The 18,787-nt window shown below is 71.2% G+C and carries 16 protein-coding genes; 4 read left to right on the top strand and 12 right to left on the bottom strand.

Translation table 11 applies throughout. The features are described from left to right. Nucleotide 1: 1 nt before the first annotated feature. From ACFZBB_RS12790 to ACFZBB_RS12740, 11 genes are all read right to left on the bottom strand, one after another. Nucleotides 2-277: a hypothetical protein gene (locus ACFZBB_RS12790; protein WP_391120648.1), complete on the bottom strand. Its 276-nt coding sequence runs from the start codon at nt 275-277 to the stop codon at nt 2-4. A 136-nt stretch (nt 278-413) separates the two neighbouring features. Then, the gene (locus ACFZBB_RS12785; protein WP_391120645.1) at nt 414-3,470 is read right to left on the bottom strand and encodes a BTAD domain-containing putative transcriptional regulator; all 3,057 of its coding nucleotides are present in this window, start codon (nt 3,468-3,470) and stop codon (nt 414-416) included. 139 nt (nt 3,471-3,609) lie between these two features. Then, complete coding sequence (locus ACFZBB_RS12780; RefSeq protein ID WP_391120642.1) at nt 3,610-4,101, bottom strand: pilus assembly protein TadG-related protein; 492 nt, start codon at nt 4,099-4,101, stop codon at nt 3,610-3,612. Between the two features lie 3 nt (nt 4,102-4,104). After that, nucleotides 4,105-4,548, bottom strand: a complete 444-nt coding sequence (locus tag ACFZBB_RS12775; RefSeq protein ID WP_391120639.1) for a TadE/TadG family type IV pilus assembly protein — start codon at nt 4,546-4,548, stop codon at nt 4,105-4,107. Nucleotides 4,549-4,552: 4 nt separating this feature from the next. Further along, on the bottom strand, nt 4,553-4,933 hold the full coding sequence (locus tag ACFZBB_RS12770) for a TadE/TadG family type IV pilus assembly protein (RefSeq protein WP_391121104.1): 381 nt from the start codon (nt 4,931-4,933) through the stop codon (nt 4,553-4,555). A 159-nt stretch (nt 4,934-5,092) separates the two neighbouring features. Next, a complete protein-coding gene (locus ACFZBB_RS12765) occupies nt 5,093-5,341 on the bottom strand; it encodes a hypothetical protein (RefSeq protein WP_355337495.1) in 249 nt (82 codons plus the stop codon). Nucleotides 5,342-5,441: 100 nt separating this feature from the next. Continuing rightward, nucleotides 5,442-6,353, bottom strand: coding sequence for a type II secretion system F family protein (locus ACFZBB_RS12760; protein ID WP_391120635.1), 912 nt, complete (start codon nt 6,351-6,353; stop codon nt 5,442-5,444). Continuing rightward, on the bottom strand, nt 6,350-7,426 hold the full coding sequence (locus ACFZBB_RS12755; protein WP_391120632.1) for a type II secretion system F family protein: 1,077 nt from the start codon (nt 7,424-7,426) through the stop codon (nt 6,350-6,352). The genes ACFZBB_RS12760 and ACFZBB_RS12755 overlap by 4 nt, the downstream gene beginning before the upstream one ends. Then, on the bottom strand, nt 7,426-8,733 hold the full coding sequence (locus ACFZBB_RS12750) for an ATPase, T2SS/T4P/T4SS family (protein ID WP_391120629.1): 1,308 nt from the start codon (nt 8,731-8,733) through the stop codon (nt 7,426-7,428). Before ACFZBB_RS12750 ends, ACFZBB_RS12755 begins: the two co-directional genes overlap by 1 nt. After that, a complete protein-coding gene (locus ACFZBB_RS12745) occupies nt 8,730-9,533 on the bottom strand; it encodes a hypothetical protein (RefSeq protein WP_391120626.1) in 804 nt (267 codons plus the stop codon). Before ACFZBB_RS12745 ends, ACFZBB_RS12750 begins: the two co-directional genes overlap by 4 nt. A 19-nt stretch (nt 9,534-9,552) precedes the next feature. Continuing rightward, on the bottom strand, nt 9,553-10,218 hold the full coding sequence (locus ACFZBB_RS12740; RefSeq protein ID WP_391120623.1) for a hypothetical protein: 666 nt from the start codon (nt 10,216-10,218) through the stop codon (nt 9,553-9,555). 506 nt (nt 10,219-10,724) lie between these two features. Between ACFZBB_RS12740 and ACFZBB_RS12735 the strand changes: the two genes are divergently transcribed. Further along, nucleotides 10,725-15,263, top strand: a complete 4,539-nt coding sequence (locus ACFZBB_RS12735) for an FtsK/SpoIIIE domain-containing protein (protein ID WP_391120620.1) — start codon at nt 10,725-10,727, stop codon at nt 15,261-15,263. 39 nt (nt 15,264-15,302) lie between these two features. On the opposite strand, the gene ACFZBB_RS12730 is transcribed toward ACFZBB_RS12735, so the two are convergent. After that, entirely contained in the window at nt 15,303-15,758 is a 456-nt protein-coding gene (locus ACFZBB_RS12730) for a hypothetical protein (protein ID WP_391120617.1), read from the bottom strand. A gap of 254 nt (nt 15,759-16,012) precedes the next feature. On the opposite strand from ACFZBB_RS12730, the gene ACFZBB_RS12725 reads away from it, so the two are divergent. The 3 genes from ACFZBB_RS12725 to ACFZBB_RS12715 all read left to right on the top strand — a co-directional run bounded on the left by ACFZBB_RS12725 (nt 16,013) and on the right by ACFZBB_RS12715 (nt 18,676). Beyond that, the gene (locus ACFZBB_RS12725) at nt 16,013-16,306 is read left to right on the top strand and encodes a hypothetical protein (protein ID WP_391120614.1); all 294 of its coding nucleotides are present in this window, start codon (nt 16,013-16,015) and stop codon (nt 16,304-16,306) included. Nucleotides 16,307-16,311: 5 nt separating this feature from the next. Next, entirely contained in the window at nt 16,312-17,655 is a 1,344-nt protein-coding gene (locus ACFZBB_RS12720; protein WP_391120612.1) for a putative T7SS-secreted protein, read from the top strand. A gap of 139 nt (nt 17,656-17,794) precedes the next feature. After that, the gene (locus ACFZBB_RS12715) at nt 17,795-18,676 is read left to right on the top strand and encodes a hypothetical protein (RefSeq protein ID WP_391120609.1); all 882 of its coding nucleotides are present in this window, start codon (nt 17,795-17,797) and stop codon (nt 18,674-18,676) included. Nucleotides 18,677-18,787: the final 111 nt, after the last annotated feature.

Genomic DNA, 18,787 nt, shown 5'->3' with positions numbered 1-18,787 from the left:
GTCAGCCGCTCTTGGCGAGGTGTTCGTCGGTCTGCTTGAACGTCTCGCGGGCCGCGCCGACGAGTCCGCCGACGGACTCGATGCCGCCGATGAGCTTCTTGCGGTACCAGGCCCAGTTGTTGACGAACGCGTCCATCGCCCCCGCCACCGCGCCCGACCCCCAGATGTGGTGCAGGTCGTCCCGATGGGCCTTGATGCTCTTGAATTCGAAGTGCAGCTTCGTCAACAGCCGCTCCGAATCGGCGAGCACCTGATCCGTCACCTTGAGGTCCGCCATCCTCGTACCCCGACCACCCTCGTTGTCGCCGTCATATGCCGTTACCTACGGACTGACAACGACCCCGATCCGCCTCGGGGTTACGGGTGAATCGGATTTGACGGCGCGCGGCGCGTAAGGCAGAGCCTTCCGGGGGTCAGTTGGCGATGCTGCCGCGCCATTCGGGGAGCAGCTCGTCCAGGAGGGCTTCGACGCGGGGCGGGAGGCCGCGGCTGGGGCCGTTGAGGGAGTCGCTGCGGGCGATGAGGGAGTTGGCGGCGGCCTGGAGGCGGGCGGGGTCGCCCGTGGCCTGGGTGGCGCGGAGGAGTTCGAGCCAGAGGCGCTCGTCGTTGGGGGAGACGACGAGGGCCGTCTCGATGGCCGCGACGGCCGCCTTCGGCTTGGCCGCGTCGAGGTGGAGGGCGGAGAGCGCGAGGGCGATCTCGGCGACGAGGACGGGGTGTTGGGCGTCGACTATCTCGTGGGAGAGCCAGCCGTAGCGGCCAGCGGTGCGGTCCTGGAGGAGCGGGCCGCGGGCCAGCGAGAGGGCCTGGGTGAGCAGGCGGCGGCGGGCGGTGGGGTCGGAGGCGGCGCTGCCCTCGGTGGCCTCGTGGTGGAGGGTCTGGAGGACGTCCCAGTCGGAGACGACGGAGGACGCGAGGACGATCCGGCCGGTGTCGTCGATGGTGAGCCGGGCGATGCCGCCGGGGTCGGTGCCGAGCCAGTCGCGGAGGCGCTCGACGAGGGCGTCGCGTACGTCCTCGGTGACGCCGCGCGGCCAGAGCGCGGAGGCCATGACGCGGGGGTGGACGCCTTCCCGGTGCAGGAGGAGCAGGGCCAGGGCCTCGTGGAGGAGCTGGCTGCGCTCGGCGGACGGCTCGTCGACGCCGACGAGTTCGAAGGAGCCGAGCAGGCGCGCGTACACGCCAGGCCGTCCCTGGTCGGAGAGGTCCACCATGAACGGCGGGGCGTCGGGGCCCGATCCGGGGCCCTCCTCGCCGCCTGCCTCGGCGAACAGCCGCAGCACGGCCTGGTACTGGTCGGCGGGCAGCACCTGCGCTTCGAGGTCGAGGCCGAGCAGCGGGGCGAGCAGCCGTCCCGCGGAGGTGATCTCCAGCTCCCAGGCGGCGCCCGGCATGTCGGGACGACTGGAGGCGACGAGGTAGCCGATGCCGAGCCGGCCCGCGTCGGAGGCGAGTTCGGCCAGCCGGTTCGCCTCCTCCTCGGTGGGCTCGGCGGCGAGCAGGACGAGGTGCGGTGCCCATTGGGTGTGCTGGGCGCGGCCGGTGCGGCCGGTGAGGACGCTGTCCTGGCCCGCCGTACGCAGGGCGCCCGCCCGCTGCGCGGTCTCCGCGGACATCGTCTCGATGACCTCGGGCACGTCGGCGAGGTGCCGGACGCGGGCGGGGGCGAGGGCCGTGAGGTCCTCGGCGAAGCCGACGAGGGTGACGGTCATCCGGTCCGACCAGCCGTTGGTGGCCAGCTCCGAGGCGACGGAGGCCAGTACGGCCTCGCGGTCGGCGGCGGCTCCGGACAGCGAGACGATGCCGGGCACCGCTTCGAGGTTGAGCAGCAGCCGCGCGCCGTCGAGTGTGCCGAGCGCGACCAGGCCGGGGTACGGGGCCGCCGCCGACACGTCCGCGTCCTCGGTGAGGTCGGCGCGGTCGAGCCGCCAGAAGGTCTGGTCCTGGCCGAGCTGCCAGGGGGCCGGCGGCTGGCCCTCGGGCCAGGCCAGTTGCAGGTGCAGGGCCTCGTCGGTGAGCCAAGCGGCGTAGACGGTCGGGAGCTTGAGGCCCTCGGCGTCCAGGCGGCCGGACAGCGCGCGCAGCGCGCGGTCGAGGAAGGCGACGGTGTCCTGGTCGGCGCCCACGCGCAGCGCGTCGGCGGCGTCGGCCTGCGGCCCGGTGGGGGTGCGCGGCGTGCGCAGGCCGCCCGCGGTGACCGATTGCCACAGGGCCGTACGACGGCGGCGGCCGAGCGCGGCGAGCAGGCCCGCGGCCAGCAGCGGGGCGGCGATCAGGGCTTCGGACAGGTCGAAGCCGTGCGAGTGGGAGGAGTTCGCGGTGAAGGCGGCGGTGGGCCCGTGCTCGGGGGCCGTCTCGGCGTGGGCCGGGGTGGTGACGGCCGCGTGGCGACCGCCGGACCCGCCCGTACCGCCCGTGCCCGTACCGCCGGGGCCGGTCTCGGCGGACGCGCTGTCGGTGGAGCCGGAACCGCCCGATCCGCCGCCCTGGGCGCCGGTCCCGTCGCCGCCCTGCTCGGCCGCCGCGTGCTGGGCGGAGGCGTGCGCGCCCTCGGCCGTGGTGTCCTTGGCGCCGCCGTGCTCGGCGTAATGCTGCACGTCGGGCGCGACATGGGTGGCCGCGACGGGCATCTCCACGAGGTCGCCGCCGTGCGCGTCGGAGGGCATCTCCATGACCCAGCCGGGCCGGATGAGGCTGGCCTGCGACAGCTTGGAGCCGTCCGGCTGCACGCGGTCCTTGTTGAGCTGGTAGATCTCGTTGTACCTGCGTCCGTCGCCGAGGTGGCGCTGCGCGATCTCCCACAGCGAGTCGTGGTGCCGGCCCTCGGGCGGCTGGATCCGGTAGAACTTGGTGTCCTTCTGCGCCGACTGACCCGCGCTCTGATGCGATCCCGCCGCGTGCTGGGCGGCCTGCTGATGCGGCACGGCGGCGCTGACGGTACGTGCCTGGTGCTGCTGGCCGGGGGTCTGCTGCGCGGTGGCGGCCACGCCCGGCCGCGCCTGGCTCTCGTGCTGGTTGCCCTGACCGAGCTGGGACAGACCGGGGACGAGGCCCGCCGTGCTCACGCCGACGAGCAGCAGCGCCGCGATCAACTGCCGTGCCAGCAACTGGCTCGGGCCCGAGCCCGGCACTCGGCTCGGCATGCCCACGCCGGAGACCGCCGCCTTGGTCTCGACCAGCACGCACGCCGTGAACTGCGCCCAGGCCAGCCATACGATCACGGCCAGCGTGTTGACGAACGTCTCGCTGGTGATCGGCTGTTGCACCAGGTCGGAGTCGAAGTGGTGCGGGAACGGCGACCCGATGAAGTACAGGAGCGCGCCCGGCACACCCACCACGAGCACGGCGAGCGCCAGGAACGCGCCGAGCGCGCGCACGAAGTCGCCGAACGTACGGTGCCTGCGCGGCGGGCGCGCCGCCGCCCCACCCTGCTGCGTACGGTTACGTCCCGTGGCGGTCGTGCGTGCCATGGCTGCTTCCTCTGCCTTCGGTTGGAGCGGCTGGTGCTTCGGCTGAACGGCTGTTGCTATACGACTGGTGCTTCGGCTGAACGACTGGTGCTATACGACTGCTGCTGAACGACTGCTGCTAAGAGCTGCTGGTGGCCGACTAGTTGGCCGGTCCCGTGACGGACTCGGCCGCCGCCGTACCGTGGACGACGATGTTGTGGTCGTAGAAGAAACCGGTGAGCATGGGCTGATACGTGAGCTGGACGGTCACCTCCACCCGGTTGGGCAGGGCGGAGGTGCAGTAGGAGGCGGTCACGTCGGCCGGGCTCAGCCCCGACTGCTCAGCGAAGGTTCTGACCCTGCCGGTGCAGGCCCCGGTGTTGATCACGGGCTGGGTGCCCGCGGGGGCGTTGCGCAGCGCCTCGACGTCGATGTCCTGGGCCGCGTAACGGGCCGCCTGCTCGGCTATGTCGGCGGCGCGCTCGCGCTTGGAGATCGACAGTCCGCCGTCGACGACGAAGGCGGCGAGCGCCATGAACACCACGGCGAAGATGAGCATCGCGGCGGTGCCGGAGCCGCGGTCGGGGCGGCGTACCACCCTCCGTGCCGCCAGTCCTACGAGGCGCCGTACGACGTGCCGTGTCGCGTGCATCGGTCACTCCGCCCGTCGGTACGGGTCGAGCGGTGAGGCCGCCGTCGACGTGATCGTCTTGTTGATCTTGAGCCCGAGCGAGGCGAGGCCGCGGATGGTGCAGCTCACCTCGACCCTGAAGAGGGTGTCGGCCTCGAAACCCGGGCTGGTCTGTTTCACCGACAAGGTGCCGGCCACGCAGGTGTCGCCGAGGTCCGCCTGGGCCGCCGCGATCGCCTCGGACATGGCGACGCCCCGACTGCGCTGGATCGACCCCGCGCGAGCGGCGTCCCTGGCGGCGCCGTCCACCGCGCCCCGGCCGTCGACGAGTTGGCCGAAGGCGACCAGGATCAGGATGAACAGGATCATGATCGGGGCGAGGATCACCACCTCGATGGTGGACAGCCCTCGGTCGGCCCGCTCGCCCACCCGTCTGGTGCGCAGTGCGGTTCGCAGTCGGGTACGCATCGGATCAGCCCCCGTTGTCCGGTACGAAGCGCTCCACCGGCCCCTGGGAACTCTCGTTCACCTTGAAGTGGAAGCCGGGGAAGATGGTCGGTACGTCGGCCGTGACGCGCACGCCGACCGTGGCCGCGTCCGGCTGCAAGGACGTCACCTTGCGGCCGTCCAGCAGATTCGGTCCGAGTTGGTCGATACGGTCCTCGGCCGCGCTTGTCGCCTTGCCCGACCAGCCGCCGGGATCCGCGTCGGCCTCCGCCCGCGCCTTGCGGGCACCGGCGTGCGCGGCCGCCTGCGCGACATGGTCGGCGAAGGAGTACAGACCGAACTGCACCGTCGCGAAGATCATGAAGAACAGGACCGGGGTGAGGAAGACGAACTCGATCGCGGTCATCCCGCGGTCATCGCCGGTAGGCGCCCCCGCGCCGCTTACCGCTCTCGTGCTCGTACGGCTGCCCACGCCGCTGTCGCCGCTGGCGGCGTCCAGCCTGCGGCGTACGGCGTGGTGCAGCGCGTCGCTTCGTCGTTCCATCACGGATATCGGTCCCCGGCCTCAGCAGGTCTTGCTGTCCGTGGTGTTCGAGATGCAGTTGCCGACGTCCGAGGCCTTGCCCTTGAGCGCGCCGTTGATGATGACGGCGACCACGCCGACGACGGTGACGACCACCGCGGAGATGATCACCCACTCGACTGCGGAGGCACCGCGGGACAGGCCCTCGGAACGGGCGCGCTCGACGCGCCCCTTGAGGAAGGTGAGAAGGAAGTCGACAGCCGGATGGCTGACCTTGGGCAAGCGGTTCATGGTTCAAGTCCTCTCGACTCGACGCTCGGCGTTTCGATGACAGTGGTGCTCAGGAGGGACGGTGACGATCGGAGACAGTGGTGCTCAGAGACGTTGGTGGTCAGACCTGGAACACGCGCATCGCGGCGGGAAAGATCAGGAAGACCAGGAAGCCCGCGCACAGCAGGAGTTGCGCGACGAGCATGGACTGGGACTTCTCGCCCGCGGATCCCTCGATCTCGGCGAGTTCCCGGTGCCGCATCGTCTCGGCGCGCGAGGCGAGCGACTCGCGGACCTTCGCGCCGTCGTCGGCCACCAGGCCGAGTGTGACGGACAGGTCCCTCAACTCCTCGACGCCCAGCTCGTCGCCGAGTCTGCCGAGGGCCACCCACTGGCTGGTGCCGGTGATCCGGGCATCGGCCAGGCAGTTGCGGATACGGGTCAGGGCCCAGCCGTCGCTGATCTCGGCGGCGGCCATCAGGGCCTCGGGCAGACCACGGCCGCCCGCGAGGTTCATGGACACCAGGTCGAGGTAGGCGCCGATGACCCGGCGCAGGTCCTTGCGCTTGTCGGCGGCGTCACGGCGCACTTCGAAGTCCGGCAGGAGGAAGAAGACGCCGCCGCAGATCAGGGCCATCCAGACCGGGATCACGGGGTTGCTGCCCATGCCGAGCTGCCAGATCACGGCGAAGAGGAACGGCCCGAAGATCACACCGGCCGCGGCCAGGATGATCTTCGTGGCCAGGAAGTTCTCCCAGCTCCGGTCGAGCACGGCGAGGTCGGCGCGGAGCGAGCGCTGCTCCCAGCCCTGCTGGAGGTAGAAGTTCGCGACCCGCTGGCCGACGCGGCCCTTGAAGTCGGTCGGTGCGGAGTGCGCCGGTCCGCTGCTGACCGGGCCCGCGGCGCGCATCGCGTCGATCTGCGCCACCGTGTGCACGGCGCTGCGCTTGCCGGGCATGAGCGCCCGGATGAGGACGAAGACGCCGAGGCCGACGGCCGCGCCGACCAGGCAGGTGAAGAGGATGTTGTTCATCGTGCCGCCCCCTGACCCGGGATGGCCTGGCCCGGTACGCCGCCGTGGCCGGGCACTCCGCCGTGGCCCGGTGCCGCCGCGTGGCCGGGTGCGGCGCGCCCCGGCGCTCCGTGACCCGGCAGCGGCTGGCCGGGGGTCGCCTGTGCGTGGGCGCCGTGGCCCGGCGGCACGCCGATGCGGTCGGCGGCCGAGATCCGCTCCGGCTCATGGACCAGGAACCGGTCCGGCGTCTCGATGTTCGACAGCTTCCGCAGCCACCAGAATCCGGCCGCGAACAGGGCGCACACCAAGGTGAGTACGGCCTGGCCGATCGCCGTGCCGTACGGCTCGACGAAGCTGCGGTTGAAGATGGCCAGGCCCAGCACGAAGGCCACGGACACCACGACGACGATCTGCACACTGCGCCGGGTGCTCGCGCGCTGTGCCATCACGCGCTGCCGCATGTCCACTTCCTCGCGGGCCGACTTGGCGAGCGCGCCGAGCACTTCGCGCAGACCGGGTCCGCGCAGGCGGGCGTTGAGGATGAGCGCGGCGATGATGATGTCGGCCGACGCGTCGTTGATCTCGTCGGCGAGGTGCTGGAGCGCTTCCGGCAGCGGGGTGCGCGACCTGAGGCGGTCGACGAGCGACGACAGGTGGCCGCGCAGTGCGGGTGCGGCGGCGCGGGCCGAGGCGGGTATGGCCTGTTCGAGGCCGACGGCGCCCGCGATGGTGTCGCGCAGCGACTCGGTCCAGGCCGCCAGGGCTTCGACGCGCTTCATCGCGGCGCGTTCCTCCGCCGCGCCGCCGAAGAGCTTGTCCCAGGTGAAGACCAGCACGGCGGTGGAGACACCGAGGACGGCCCAGCGGGTCAGGCCGAGGACGACGAGTCCCGCGACGATGGCGAGCGAGCCGCGCTGCGACAGGAAGCGCATGAACTCCGCCGCTTTGTCGCCGGACGACTCACCCGGCGCTGTCGCACCGGGCTTGGGCGCCCAGCCGCGCATCGCGAGGACGAACAGCGCGATACCGCCGCCGACGGCGGCTCCGGCGAGCAGTCCGTAGAGCACGGACAGGGAGAAGATCCCGGTCATTACCGCCACACCCCCGTGGGCTGGTAGCCGTTGGCGAGGAGTTCATCGAGGCAGGAGATCGGGGCGTGCGGCAGTGCCACGCCCTCCCGCCCCTCGGCGAACACCTCGCTGGACAGTACGCGGCCGTCCACGCCGTTCACCTCACGGACGGAGGTGACCATACGGCGCAGGGTGCCGCCGCGCTGGAAGTCGTTGCGTCGCTGTACGAAGACGACGAAGTCGATGGCGCCCGCCACCAGCATCTGCGACGCCTCGACCGGCAGCCGCTCGCGTGCCTGGAGGGCGTAGGTGGAGATGCGGTTGAAGACCTCGGCGGAGCTGTTGGCGTGAATGGTGGACAGGGAGCCGTCGTTGCCCTGTGACATCGCGTTGAGCATGGTGACGATCTCGTCGCCGAGTACCTCACCGACGATGACGCGCGAGGGGTTCATGCGCAGCGAGCGGCGGACCAGCTCGGCCATCGAAATGGCACCCTGGCCTTCGGAGTTGGGCAGCCGCTCCTCGAACGCCACGACGTTGGGGTGGATCTCGGGGAACTGGTCGAGGCCGAGTTCCAGCGCGCGCTCGACGGTGATCAGGCGCTCGTGCGGCGGGATGACGTTGGCCAGCGCGCGCAGCAGCGTCGTCTTTCCGGCGTTGGTGGCGCCGGCGATCATCACGTTCTTACGGGCGAGGACGGCGGCCGACAGGAAGGAGCCCAACTCCGGTGTGAGCGTGTAGTTGCCGACCAGGTCGGAGAGGAAGACCTTGCCGAGGCGGGCACGGCGGATGGACAGCGCGGGGCGGCGCGTGACGTCCATGACTGCGGAGAGCCGGGAGCCGTCCGGGAGCCGCAGGTCGAGTTGCGGGTTCGCGGAGTCGAAGGGGCGCGAGGACAGGCCGGAGTACGCGCCGAGCACCTGGATCAGCTCGATGAGTTCCTCGTCGGACTCGGCGACCGGCTCGACCTGGAGCTCGCGGCCGTCGGAGTAGCCGACGAAGACCTGGTCGCAGCCGTTGATGTCGATGTTTTCGACCTCGGTGTCGTCGAGCAGCGGCTGGAGCCTGCCGACGCCGAAGAGCGCGGCGTGCACGGCTGCCGCGTATGCCTCCTCGGCCTGCGCGTCGGGCGGGGTGCGGCCGAGGTTGATCTCGGCGCGGGCGTAGTCCTCCAGGATCTGCGCGATGATCGCCCGCGCGAACTGCCGCTCGTCCTCGGGTGACATGGCGGGTTCGCCGGTCACCTGGTCCAGTCGGCGCTGTTCCGAGATGCGGTCGCCCGCCTCCTGCCGGAACCGCTTGACCAACTGGTGGTCGACGGTGCTCATCGGAGCACTCCGTACCGGTGCGGTACGTCGGCGGTGATCTGCCGGGCCGAGCGGATCAGCAGGGACTTGTCCAGGCGGCCCCGGCGACGGCCGTTGAGGGTGTCGGCGCCCGCCGTGTCGTGGGCGAGGGTGCCGACGACCCGCGCGGAGATCTGCGAGGCCACCAGCATCTCGTTGACCTGGCTGGCCTGTCGGGCGCTGTGGCTGGGGTCGGTGATGAGCACGATGCCGATCGGCGGGTAGCCGAGCGCGGCGGCGGCGCCGCGCTGCGAGCCGTGCAGTTTGGCCGACAGCGCACCGGCCCTGTCCCGTACCCGCGCGAGGTGTTCGGGTTCGGTGCGGGCCACCAGGAGGACGAGGGCGGCGTGCGAGAAAAGGTCGAGGGTGGGCGAGTCGGCGCCGATCCGGCCGCAGTCGGCGATCACGTCAGCGGCGCCGTTGGGCGACTCGCCGAGCGTGGCGAAGGCCTGGCCGAGCATCGGCCACAGTCCGGACAGGCCGGCGGCCTGTTCGGCGCTGCCGATGCCGACGAGGACGTCGAGTCCGCCGGCCAGCGGCTGGGCGTGGTCCCACAACTGCTCGGCGGCCAGGCCGCGTCGGGCGGTGGCGGCCAGCGAGAGCAGGCCGGTGTTGGGGTCGAGCATGCCGCCGTGCGCGGCGGGCGAGCGGTAGACGAGGTCGCCGCCCGCCGGGTCGGCCTCCGCCAGCAGGACACGGCGCGGCCATACGGCGGCGAGCGCGACGGCGCTGGTGGTGACGCCTGGTGAGCCCTTGTCCGCGGCGATTGCGATCAGTGCCATGACGTATTCGCCCGCTCGCTCAGTTCTTGCTGTCGGGCATGAGCACGAGCGCCACTTCGTTCGCCGCGGCGGCGAGGGTGAGTTTGCCCGCGACCGAGGAGTCGGCGATCACGGTGACCAGGGTGTCGCCGCCACCGAGCCCGGAGGAGTCGGACTTCACGGACTTGATGATCAGGCTGTCGCTGATCAGCGTGTTGGCGCTCGCTCCGCCGCTGTCGCCCGAGGAGCCGTTCTGCCCCTTGGCCGCGTCGTTCCCCACCAGATACGCGGCGACGGTGTGGCCGTTGGCGAGACCGTCGGGGAACACGCCCTGCTTGAGGGAGAGTCCGACCAGCGACTTCCCGGCCGGGAGGGCGCTGCTGTTCGTCACCATCTCCTTGACCAGGACGGAGCCTTTGACGATGTTCGTGGACGCCCGGTAGTTCTTCTCCAGGTCGCCGCGCTGCTTCCACAGCACGAAGTTGACCCCGGAGTCGTCGGAGACCATGACCTCGCGGAGCGCGGAGGTGGGAATCCGGTCCCCGACCGGGATGTCCTGGTCGATCTTCACGACCGAGATCTTGTTCCCCGCGCGCATGACCATCACGGTGGCGCCGAGCGCGCCGACGAGAATGAGCAGCACGGCCAGTGCGGCCAGCGCGGGTTTGCGCTCCCGCGACACTGTCGGCAGCCGCTCTCCGCCCATCGGCGCCCCATGCATGGGCGCGGATCCGGACTGACGGCTGTTACTGCCGCCGCCCGCAGCGGAACGTTCTCTGGTCCTCACGTCACTGCCCCCGTCGAGCCGCCGTGCTTCTTCGAAATCGGTTGCGTGGGGAGAGACTGCCGCGCTCCTGTCCGGCGACAGCCCGCAGGCCGATGTCAAGTCACCGCACGCTATCAGCGCCTTACAAACACCCTCAAGGCGCATCCCGTGACAAGCGACTCACAGCCTTGCAACAGAACGGAACGGCTTCCGTGACATGCCCACGCTCGGGCCGCACGCTACCCCACCCGCCCCGTCCACCCCTCTTCCCTCCGGCCTGAGGACCACTGTCCCACCCGCGACGGGGGCCGTGTCCAGCCCTGTTCCCAGCCTGTGGATAAACCCGTGCAGGTTATCCACAGGCCGGGCACCTGCGGCCCCACGACCGGCCTCCAGCGGATATCGTCCTGAGAAACCAAGTCGAATCCGGGGGAACGAGGAACGTCGTGCGTCTGTCGTTGACCGTGGTCGACCCGCTCGGCGGGGACCGCGCCGATGTTGTGGTGGAGACCGAGTCCGCGTCGACCGTGGCGGATGTCGCGCGCGAGCTCGGACGGAAAGTCGGCGGAGGCGGCGCGGAGATCATCTCGATCTCCGGCGGCCCCTCGCGCGCGCCCGGCTCGCCCGCGGTGTACGTGGACGGGTACGCGGTCGACCCGAGTTGGTCGGTGGCCCAGTCACCGCTGCGCGATGGCGCGGTGGTCAGCCTCTACGACCCGGCGGGCTGCCTGCCGGGCGAGCCCGCCGGTGTGGTCGAACTGCGGGTCGCGGGCGGCCCGGACGCTGGCGCGGTCCACCGTCTGGGCATCGGCAAGGTGGAGATCGGGCGCGGTGCCTCGTCCCGAATCCGCATCGACGACTCGGAGTTGGCGGAGCGCGCCGCGGTGCTGACCGTCGGCATGGGCGGCACCTGCCAGGTCACGGTCGGCGGCGACACGAAGGAATGGCCGCTCGGCGACCAGCTCTCCCTCGGCAACAGCCTTCTGGAGCTTGGCCCCTATATCCCGCCGAACGCGGCGCTGCATCCCGGCGAGGACGGGGCGACCTACGACTACAACCGTCCGCCGCGGCTGTCACCGCCCGAGCGGACCACCGTCTTCCGGCTGCCGACCCCGCCGAAGGAGCCGGCCGGCCGGCCGCTGCCGTGGCTGATGGCGGTCATGCCGCTGCTCATGGCCGTGATGATGGCCTTCATGATGCACCGCATGATGTACCTGTTCATGGCGGTCGTCAGCCCGATGGTCATGGTCGGCAACCACTTCATGGACAAGAAGAACGGCCGTAAGTCGTACGCGAAGACGGTCACCGAGTTCCGCGAGCGCAAGGAACGCATCGAGCAGGACGCCAACAAGGCGCTCGACCTCGAACGCAAGGACCGGGCCGCGGCCTCGCCCGACCCGGCGACCGTGCTCAACACCGCGACGGGACCGCGCACCCGGCTGTGGGAGCGGCGGCGCGGCGACGCCGACCACCTGCTGATCAGGGTCGGCACGGCGAAGCTGCCGTCCGAGGTGATCCTGGACGACCCGGAGCAGGAGGAGCACCGCCGCAAGGTGACCTGGGAGATCGACGACGCCCCGGTCGCAGTGGAGTTGCGCAGGCTCGGCGTGATCGGTTTCGCGGCGCCCGGCGACGACGCGCGCGCGATGGGCCGTTGGGCGGTGGCGCAGATGGCGGCGCTGAGCAGCCCGATGGATGTGCAGTTCTATGTGCTCACCGAGCAGTCGGGGCAGCAGAGTTGGGACTGGGTGCGGTGGCTGCCGCACTCGCGGCCGACCGACGGGCAGGACGCCAGCGCGCTGCTGGGCACGGACGCCGAGACGGTCGCAGCGCGGGTCGCCGAGCTGACCTCCATTCTGGACGGACGGCAGAAGGCGAAGCAGAAGGCGGGCAGCGCGGCCAATCACGCGGCCTTCTTCAAGGACCCGGACATCGTGGTGATCCTCGACGGGTCGCGGCGGATGCGGTCGCTGCCCGGCGTGGTGCAACTGCTGCGCGAAGGCCCCGGTGTCGGGATGTTCGCCATCTGTCTGGACTCCGAGGAGCGCTTCCTGCCCGGCGAGTGCCAGGCCGTGGTGATTGCGGAGTTCGAGGCGCCCGCCGTGGACGCGACCGTCGCTTCCGTTCCGGAGACCGCCGCGTCGGCCGCGCCCCGGCAGGGCGGCTTCCCCTCGGTGAACGCCTGGTACGCGGGCGCGCAGCAGGCCCAGGCGGTGGCGGCGCAACCGGCCTCCGGCGCCTTCCGGTTGCGCGTCGAGCAGGCGGGGGTGGCGCGCATCCGCAAGGTGCGGCCCGACCTCGTCTCGCCCGCCTGGTGCTCCCGGCTGGCCCGCTGCCTGTCGCCCATCCGGGACATCAGCGGTGACGCCGAGGACTCCGCGATCCCGTCCGCCAGCCGCCTGTTGGACGTCCTGGAGATCGAGCCGCCGACGGCCGACGCCATCGCCTCGCGCTGGCGGCTGAGCCCGATCTCCACCCAGGCGGTCGTCGGCGAGTCCTACGACGGTCCGTTCGCGATCGACATCCGCAAGGACGGGCCGCACGGCCTGATCGCGGGTACGACCGGTTCGGGTAAGTCGGAGCTGTTGCAGACCATCGTGGCCTCGCTGGCGGTGGCGAACACCCCCGAGGCGATGACGTTCGTGCTCATCGACTACAAGGGCGGCTCGGCGTTCAAGGACTGTGTGCAACTCCCGCACACCGTCGGCATGGTGACCGACCTCGACGCCCACCTGGTGGAGCGCGCGCTGGAGTCGCTGGGCGCGGAGCTGAAGCGGCGCGAGCACATCCTGGCCGAGGCCGGGGCCAAGGACATCGAGGACTACACCGACCTGATGCGGCGCCAGCCCGAGCTGAAGCCGATGCCGCGGCTGCTGATCGTGATCGACGAGTTCGCCTCGATGGTCCGTGAGCTGCCCGACTTCGTCACCGGTCTGGTCAACATCGCCCAGCGAGGCCGTTCGCTGGGCATCCACCTCATCCTCGCCACGCAACGGCCGAGCGGTGTCGTCTCGCCGGAGATCCGGGCCAACACCAACCTGCGGATAGCGCTGCGCGTCACCGACGGCAGCGAGTCCTCCGACGTCATCGACGCCCCGGACGCGGGCAACATCTCCAAGTCCACTCCGGGCCGCGCCTATGTGCGGCTCGGCGCGACCTCGCTGGTCCCCTTCCAGTCCGGCCGGGTCGGCGGACGGCGGCCGGGCGCGGTCGAGAACGTGACGGTGGCGCCCTGGGTGGGCATCGTCGACTGGTCGCAGCTCGGCCGTTCGGCCCCCCGCCGCCCCGCGGGCGCCAAGGGCGAGGAGGACGAGATCACCGACCTGAAGGTGCTCGTCGAGGCGATCTGCGAGGCCAACGAGCGGATGGCGATCCCGCCGCAGCACAGCCCGTGGCTGCCCGCGCTGCCCGACAGTCTGCTGCTGGACGAGTTGCCGACGCCGGTCGCCGCGGGGGCGTTGCCGCCCGCCGCGTACGGCATCGAGGACCTGCCCGCGCTCCAGGCCCGGCGCCCGGTGGCCATCGACTTCCACACCTTCGGCCACCTGTTGGCGGCGGGCGCCCCACGCTCCGGCCGCTCCCAGCTCCTGCGGACGATCGCGGGCTCGCTGGCCCGTACGCACTCCACCGCGGATCTGCACCTGTACGGCATCGACTGCGGCAACGGCGCGCTGAACGCGCTGACGAAGCTTCCGCACTGCGGCGCGGTCGTGGGCCGGGCGCAGTCGGAGCGGGCGATCCGGCTGATCGGGCGGCTCAAGGCGGAGATGACGCGCCGTCAGGAGCTGCTGGCCGGTGACGGGTTCGCGGACATCGGCGAGCAGCGCGCGGCGGTGACCACCGAGGAGGAGCGGCTGCCGCACATCGTGATCCTGCTCGACCGCTGGGAGGGCTGGACGCCCTCGCTCGGCGAGCTGGACCACGGGGCGCTCAGCGACGAGCTGTTCATGTTCCTGCGGGAAGGCGCCTCGGTCGGCATCCACCTGATCATCACCGGTGACCGCACGCTGATGGCGGGCCGGATCTCCACGCTCACCGAGGACAAGATCGCCTTCCGGCTCGCGGACCGCTCGGACTTCTCGCTGATCTCGGTCAATCCGCGCAAGGTGCCTGACGAGATCCAGCCGGGCCGCGCGTACCGGGCGGAGTCCGGTATCGAGACGCAGGTCGCGCTGCTCACCGACGACTCCACCGGTCAGGGCCAGGCCGCGGCGCTCGCCGCGATCGGCGCCGCCGCCACCGAGCGGGACGCGGCGCTGCCCAGGGCGCGGCGGCCGTTCCGGGTGGACGTGCTGCCCTCGCGGCTGTCGTTCGCCGACGCGTGGGAGATGCGCGACACCGACGCGGCGCGCAATCCGCTGTGGGCGCTCGTCGGCGTCGGCGGCGACGAACTCACCGGCTACGGGCCCAACCTGTCCGACGGCCTGCCCGCGTTCGTCATCGGCGGCCCCGGCAAGTCGGGCCGCTCGACGCTGCTGCTCACCCTCGCGCGCAGCTACCAGCAGCAGGGCGTGAAGCTGGTCGTCGCGGCTCCCCGCACGTCACCGCTGCGTGAACTGGCGGGCGGCGAAGGGGTGTTGCGGATGTACACCGACAGCGACATACCCGCCGACGACCTGGGCAAGGCGCTGGAGGAGGCCGAGGGCGGCCCGGTGGTCGTCATGGCCGACGACGCGGAGCTGCTGCGCGACTGCGACGCCAAGGATGTGCTGAAGGAGATCATCGCCCGCGGTTCCGACCACGGCCGGGCCGTGGTCATCGCGGGCGGCGAGGAGGACATCTGCTCGGGCTTCTCCGGCTGGCAGGTCGACGCCAAGAAGGCGCGCCGCGGTGTGCTGCTCTCGCCGCAGCAGACCATGAGCGGTGAACTGATCGGTACACGGCTGAGCCGCAGCAGCGTCGGCGGGCAGGTCACGCCGGGCCGGGCTCTGCTCCACCTCGGCGACGGTGAGCCGCTGACGGTGACGGTGCCGCTGACCACCTGAGCGACCGCCGTGGGGACCGGCGGCCTGACGGGCCGCCGGTCAGCTGCTCGGCAGTCCCGTGCGGGAGAAGGTGTCGGTCGGGCCACCGGTCCAGCGCACGGTGAGGGTCTTGCCGTCACCGGTCAGTTCGCCGCGGCCGGAGGTGCGTTCCTTGTCGCCGTCCATGCAGGTCAGCGTCAGGCCTAGGCCGTCGCGGTCGGTGTAGGTGCCGCCGCACAGGTGGCCGCTGGTCAGCCCGGCCTTGCCCTTGCCGAGGACGAGTTGGACCTTCGTCGAGCCCTGCGTCGCCAGCCAGACGCCCTCGACGCCCTGCGTCGAGTCGCCGCCGACGCCGGAGGAGGCGGTCGGACTGCCCGACGCGCCCGGCTCGGCGGACATGCTCGCCGCCGTGCCCGGAGTGCCGGTCGCGGGCGCGCTCGCGGGCGGCGCCTTCTTCGCCTCGTTCCCGCCGCCACTTCCGCACCCGCTCACAGCGAGTGCGGTGACGACCGCCATTGCGGCGATTCCCGCTCCCGTGGACGTACGACGAAGCACCTGAACTCCCCCATGTCGCTGTCTGGACCCGGCGTCGGCAAGCTACCAGCAGGTCCCCGAAGCGGGCGTGGGTAGATCGGCGCACACACGCGACTGCCACAGGACCGTGACCAGTGGGCCATCGACGGCCCGCATACGCCTAATAGAGTAGGGGCCCTGAGATCCGCACGCGGCCCGCGGAATCTTACGTAATGCCGAGAAAGGGTTGATTTTCCATGGGGGACTTGCAGATCAACGGGACGGTGATGGGGGACTTGCGAAAGACGTTCTCCACCATTGCGGACCGAATGGACACGGTGAGCCGGGCGATGGGCAATGCCAACGGCGAGTCGGTCGGCGCGCCCAAGCTGATAGACGACGTCCACGACTTCGCCGACGACTGGCACTACGGCATCAAGCAGATCGGCCAGCACGCCGACACCGCGGTCCACATGATCGACCAGATCGGCAAGACCTTCGACGACGCCGACCTGCAACTCGCCAACTCCCTCAAGACCGCCGGGAAGTGACGGGCGTGACGCGCAGCTTTCCGCATCTGGGCTTCGACCCCACGCCCGGGGACGTCGAGCTCACCCGCTCACTGGCCCGGCAGATCGGTGATGTGCACACCGAGTTGAGCACCACGGTCTCCGAACTGGGCCGGCTCGACTGCGGTTATTGGAAGGGCGAGGCCGCCAAGGCCTTCATTTCTCACATCGACAGCGATGTCACCCCGTTGATCAAGAAGGCGCACGACTCCTTCGGCCGAGCCTCCAGCGCGCTGGGCCGCTGGGCCGAGCAACTCCACGGCTTCCAGGCGGAGGCCGACACGCTGGAGCGGGAGGCCGCCACCAAGCAGGGCACGCTCGACCACGCGAAGACCGCCGCGGGCATCCCCACGGACAACAGCGTTCCGCACCCGCAGCCTCAGGCGTCCCCCGACCCGGACCCGGCTGCCGCCGCCGACGCGAAGAAGAAGCAGCAGGCCGTCACCGACGCGAACAACGCGCTGGACGGCGTGCGCCACCGCGCGGAAGAGCTGCACAACCGTTTCACCAGCGCCGCCAACGCGATCAGCCACGACCTGGACAAGGCCGGTGACATCGCCCCGGACAAGCCGGGCCTGTTCAGCCGCATGGTGCACGGCATCGAGGACGCCTGGAACGACACGATCCAGTGGGTCAAGGACCACGCCGACATGATCAAACTCATCGGCGACCTGCTCAGCGACCTCAGCGGCCTCCTCGGCGTACTGGCCATCATCACCGCGCCCTTCGAGCCGCTGGGCGCGATCTTCGCCGCCGCGGCCGTCGTCACCAGCGCCGCCGCGCTGATCACCCACCTGATCGCCATGGCCGCGGGCGCCGACGTGAGCTGGATCAGCATCGGCTTCGACGCGCTGGGCGCGATACCCGGAATCGGCGCCTTCGCCAAGGGCGCCAAGGTCGCCGACGGAGCCATCGCCGCCACCCGCGCCGCCGAACTCGGCGAGGGATTCCGCGGGGTCACCACCATCAGCCGGAACTTCGTCGGCAAAGCGGGCGATTTCATCGCCGGTGGCAAGCAGATAAAGCTGTTCAAGAACGTCACCCTGGAGTTCGGCGGCCTCAAGACCGCCGGGCAGGTCATCTCCGACGGCAAGATCATCAATCGTATGCAGACGGTTTCCGAGCAGCTTTACCACGGTGGCCAGTTGATCGGTACGAAGGGCATCAAGATGGTCACCGGCGGCCGGGTGGCGATCGACGCGATGGGCAACGTGGGCCGCTCCATCGACGTGGGGCTCAAGCTCGCGCCGAAGCTCTACTCGATCCCGCAGCACATCGGCGAGGCCGTCCACCTCGGCGACCGCTTCGACCGGGCGGCCACCGCCAACTGACGACCGGCGCGACCGGCGGCCGCGTACGGTCGTATCCGCACAGCCGCCGCACGAGGACTCCACGGCGACGTCGACAGCGACCCCGCACAGTGACTCCGCACAGCGACTCCGCTCAGAGCCGACCGAAAGGCGCACGACGATGGACTGGTTCCCGGATCAGGACGAATCCACGCTGGTACGTACGCCGATCCGTTTCGCCACCGGCTACGCGCATCCGGTGGCGGGCTCGCGGTGGTTCCGGGACACCGAGCGGCGCGACATCCAGGCGGAGCTGCCGGGCTGGCCCGCCGGGCCGGAGTACACCCTGCACTCCAAGACGACGCAGAAGGTCGACCGGGTGGGCGGCGGCCTTCTCGGCGGCATCGTGACCGCGCTGCATGTCGCCGTCGAGGCGGTGACCGGCGGCAACTCCGTGCAGGTCGGCGGGGCGTCGCGGTCGGCGCCGCAGGACCCGGCGAACGAGTCCGAGGACTTCCCGGTGATGTGGGCCGCGCCGGGGACCGTCGCCCGCACCCTGCCGTGGCAGTTGGACCCCGCGCGCAGCGCGGAGCGCACCCGCGTGGACGCGGTCGTCACCGAGCGCCGCTTCCTGCTGCTGGGCGTCGGGCCCGACCTCACGGCGTCCGCCACCGTCCTGTGGGAGACGCCCCGCGAGTCGGTGGGCGGTGCCGAGCAGTTGGCGTTCAGCGAGGGCGGGCACGATGTGCGCGTCACCTTCACCGACGGGTCGTGGGTGCGGCTGTCCACCGGAGCGGCCGACAAATTCGCCGGGGTGCTGGCCGAGCGGCGCAAGCCGCTGCCCGAGTCCGAACTGACCGCGGGACAGCGCGAGCGGCTGGCCCGTTTCGTCGGCGAACTGCCCGCCACGGCGCAGCCGCCGCGCGCCTTCCGGCTGGCCAGCGGTGCCGTCCTCGTCGAGTCCCAGGTCCCGGCGAAGGTCGGCAAGGGGCTGTTCGAGACCCACTCCGTCATCATGGGCGAGTCCGGCGAACCGGCCCGCCCGCAGCCCGGTGACCTCTGACCCCGCCGGTCCTCGGCCGCCGTCCGAAGCCCCACCGTCCGAAGCCCAGCCGTCCAACGCCCAGCCGTCCAACGCCCCGACACCCGACGCCCGACGCCCCGACTCCCCTTG

It is taken from the genome of Streptomyces sp. NPDC008139 (assembly GCF_042957025.1).
Taxonomy (GTDB): domain Bacteria; phylum Actinomycetota; class Actinomycetes; order Streptomycetales; family Streptomycetaceae; genus Actinacidiphila.
This window is presented reverse-complemented; position numbering and strand designations above follow the sequence as displayed.

Coding starts and splice junctions, on each gene's coding strand:
- ACFZBB_RS12790 (WP_391120648.1), bottom strand. CDS start 277: ATGGCGGACCTCAAGGTGACGGATCAGGTGCTCGCCGATTCGGAGCGG.
- ACFZBB_RS12785 (WP_391120645.1), bottom strand. CDS start 3,470: ATGGCACGCACGACCGCCACGGGACGTAACCGTACGCAGCAGGGTGGG.
- ACFZBB_RS12780 (WP_391120642.1), bottom strand. CDS start 4,101: ATGCACGCGACACGGCACGTCGTACGGCGCCTCGTAGGACTGGCGGCA.
- ACFZBB_RS12775 (WP_391120639.1), bottom strand. CDS start 4,548: ATGCGTACCCGACTGCGAACCGCACTGCGCACCAGACGGGTGGGCGAG.
- ACFZBB_RS12770 (WP_391121104.1), bottom strand. CDS start 4,933: ATGACCGCGATCGAGTTCGTCTTCCTCACCCCGGTCCTGTTCTTCATG.
- ACFZBB_RS12765 (WP_355337495.1), bottom strand. CDS start 5,341: ATGAACCGCTTGCCCAAGGTCAGCCATCCGGCTGTCGACTTCCTTCTC.
- ACFZBB_RS12760 (WP_391120635.1), bottom strand. CDS start 6,353: ATGAACAACATCCTCTTCACCTGCCTGGTCGGCGCGGCCGTCGGCCTC.
- ACFZBB_RS12755 (WP_391120632.1), bottom strand. CDS start 7,426: ATGACCGGGATCTTCTCCCTGTCCGTGCTCTACGGACTGCTCGCCGGA.
- ACFZBB_RS12750 (WP_391120629.1), bottom strand. CDS start 8,733: ATGAGCACCGTCGACCACCAGTTGGTCAAGCGGTTCCGGCAGGAGGCG.
- ACFZBB_RS12745 (WP_391120626.1), bottom strand. CDS start 9,533: ATGGCACTGATCGCAATCGCCGCGGACAAGGGCTCACCAGGCGTCACC.
- ACFZBB_RS12740 (WP_391120623.1), bottom strand. CDS start 10,218: ATGGGCGGAGAGCGGCTGCCGACAGTGTCGCGGGAGCGCAAACCCGCG.
- ACFZBB_RS12730 (WP_391120617.1), bottom strand. CDS start 15,758: ATGGCGGTCGTCACCGCACTCGCTGTGAGCGGGTGCGGAAGTGGCGGC.
- ACFZBB_RS12725 (WP_391120614.1), top strand. CDS start 16,013: ATGGGGGACTTGCAGATCAACGGGACGGTGATGGGGGACTTGCGAAAG.
- ACFZBB_RS12715 (WP_391120609.1), top strand. CDS start 17,795: ATGGACTGGTTCCCGGATCAGGACGAATCCACGCTGGTACGTACGCCG.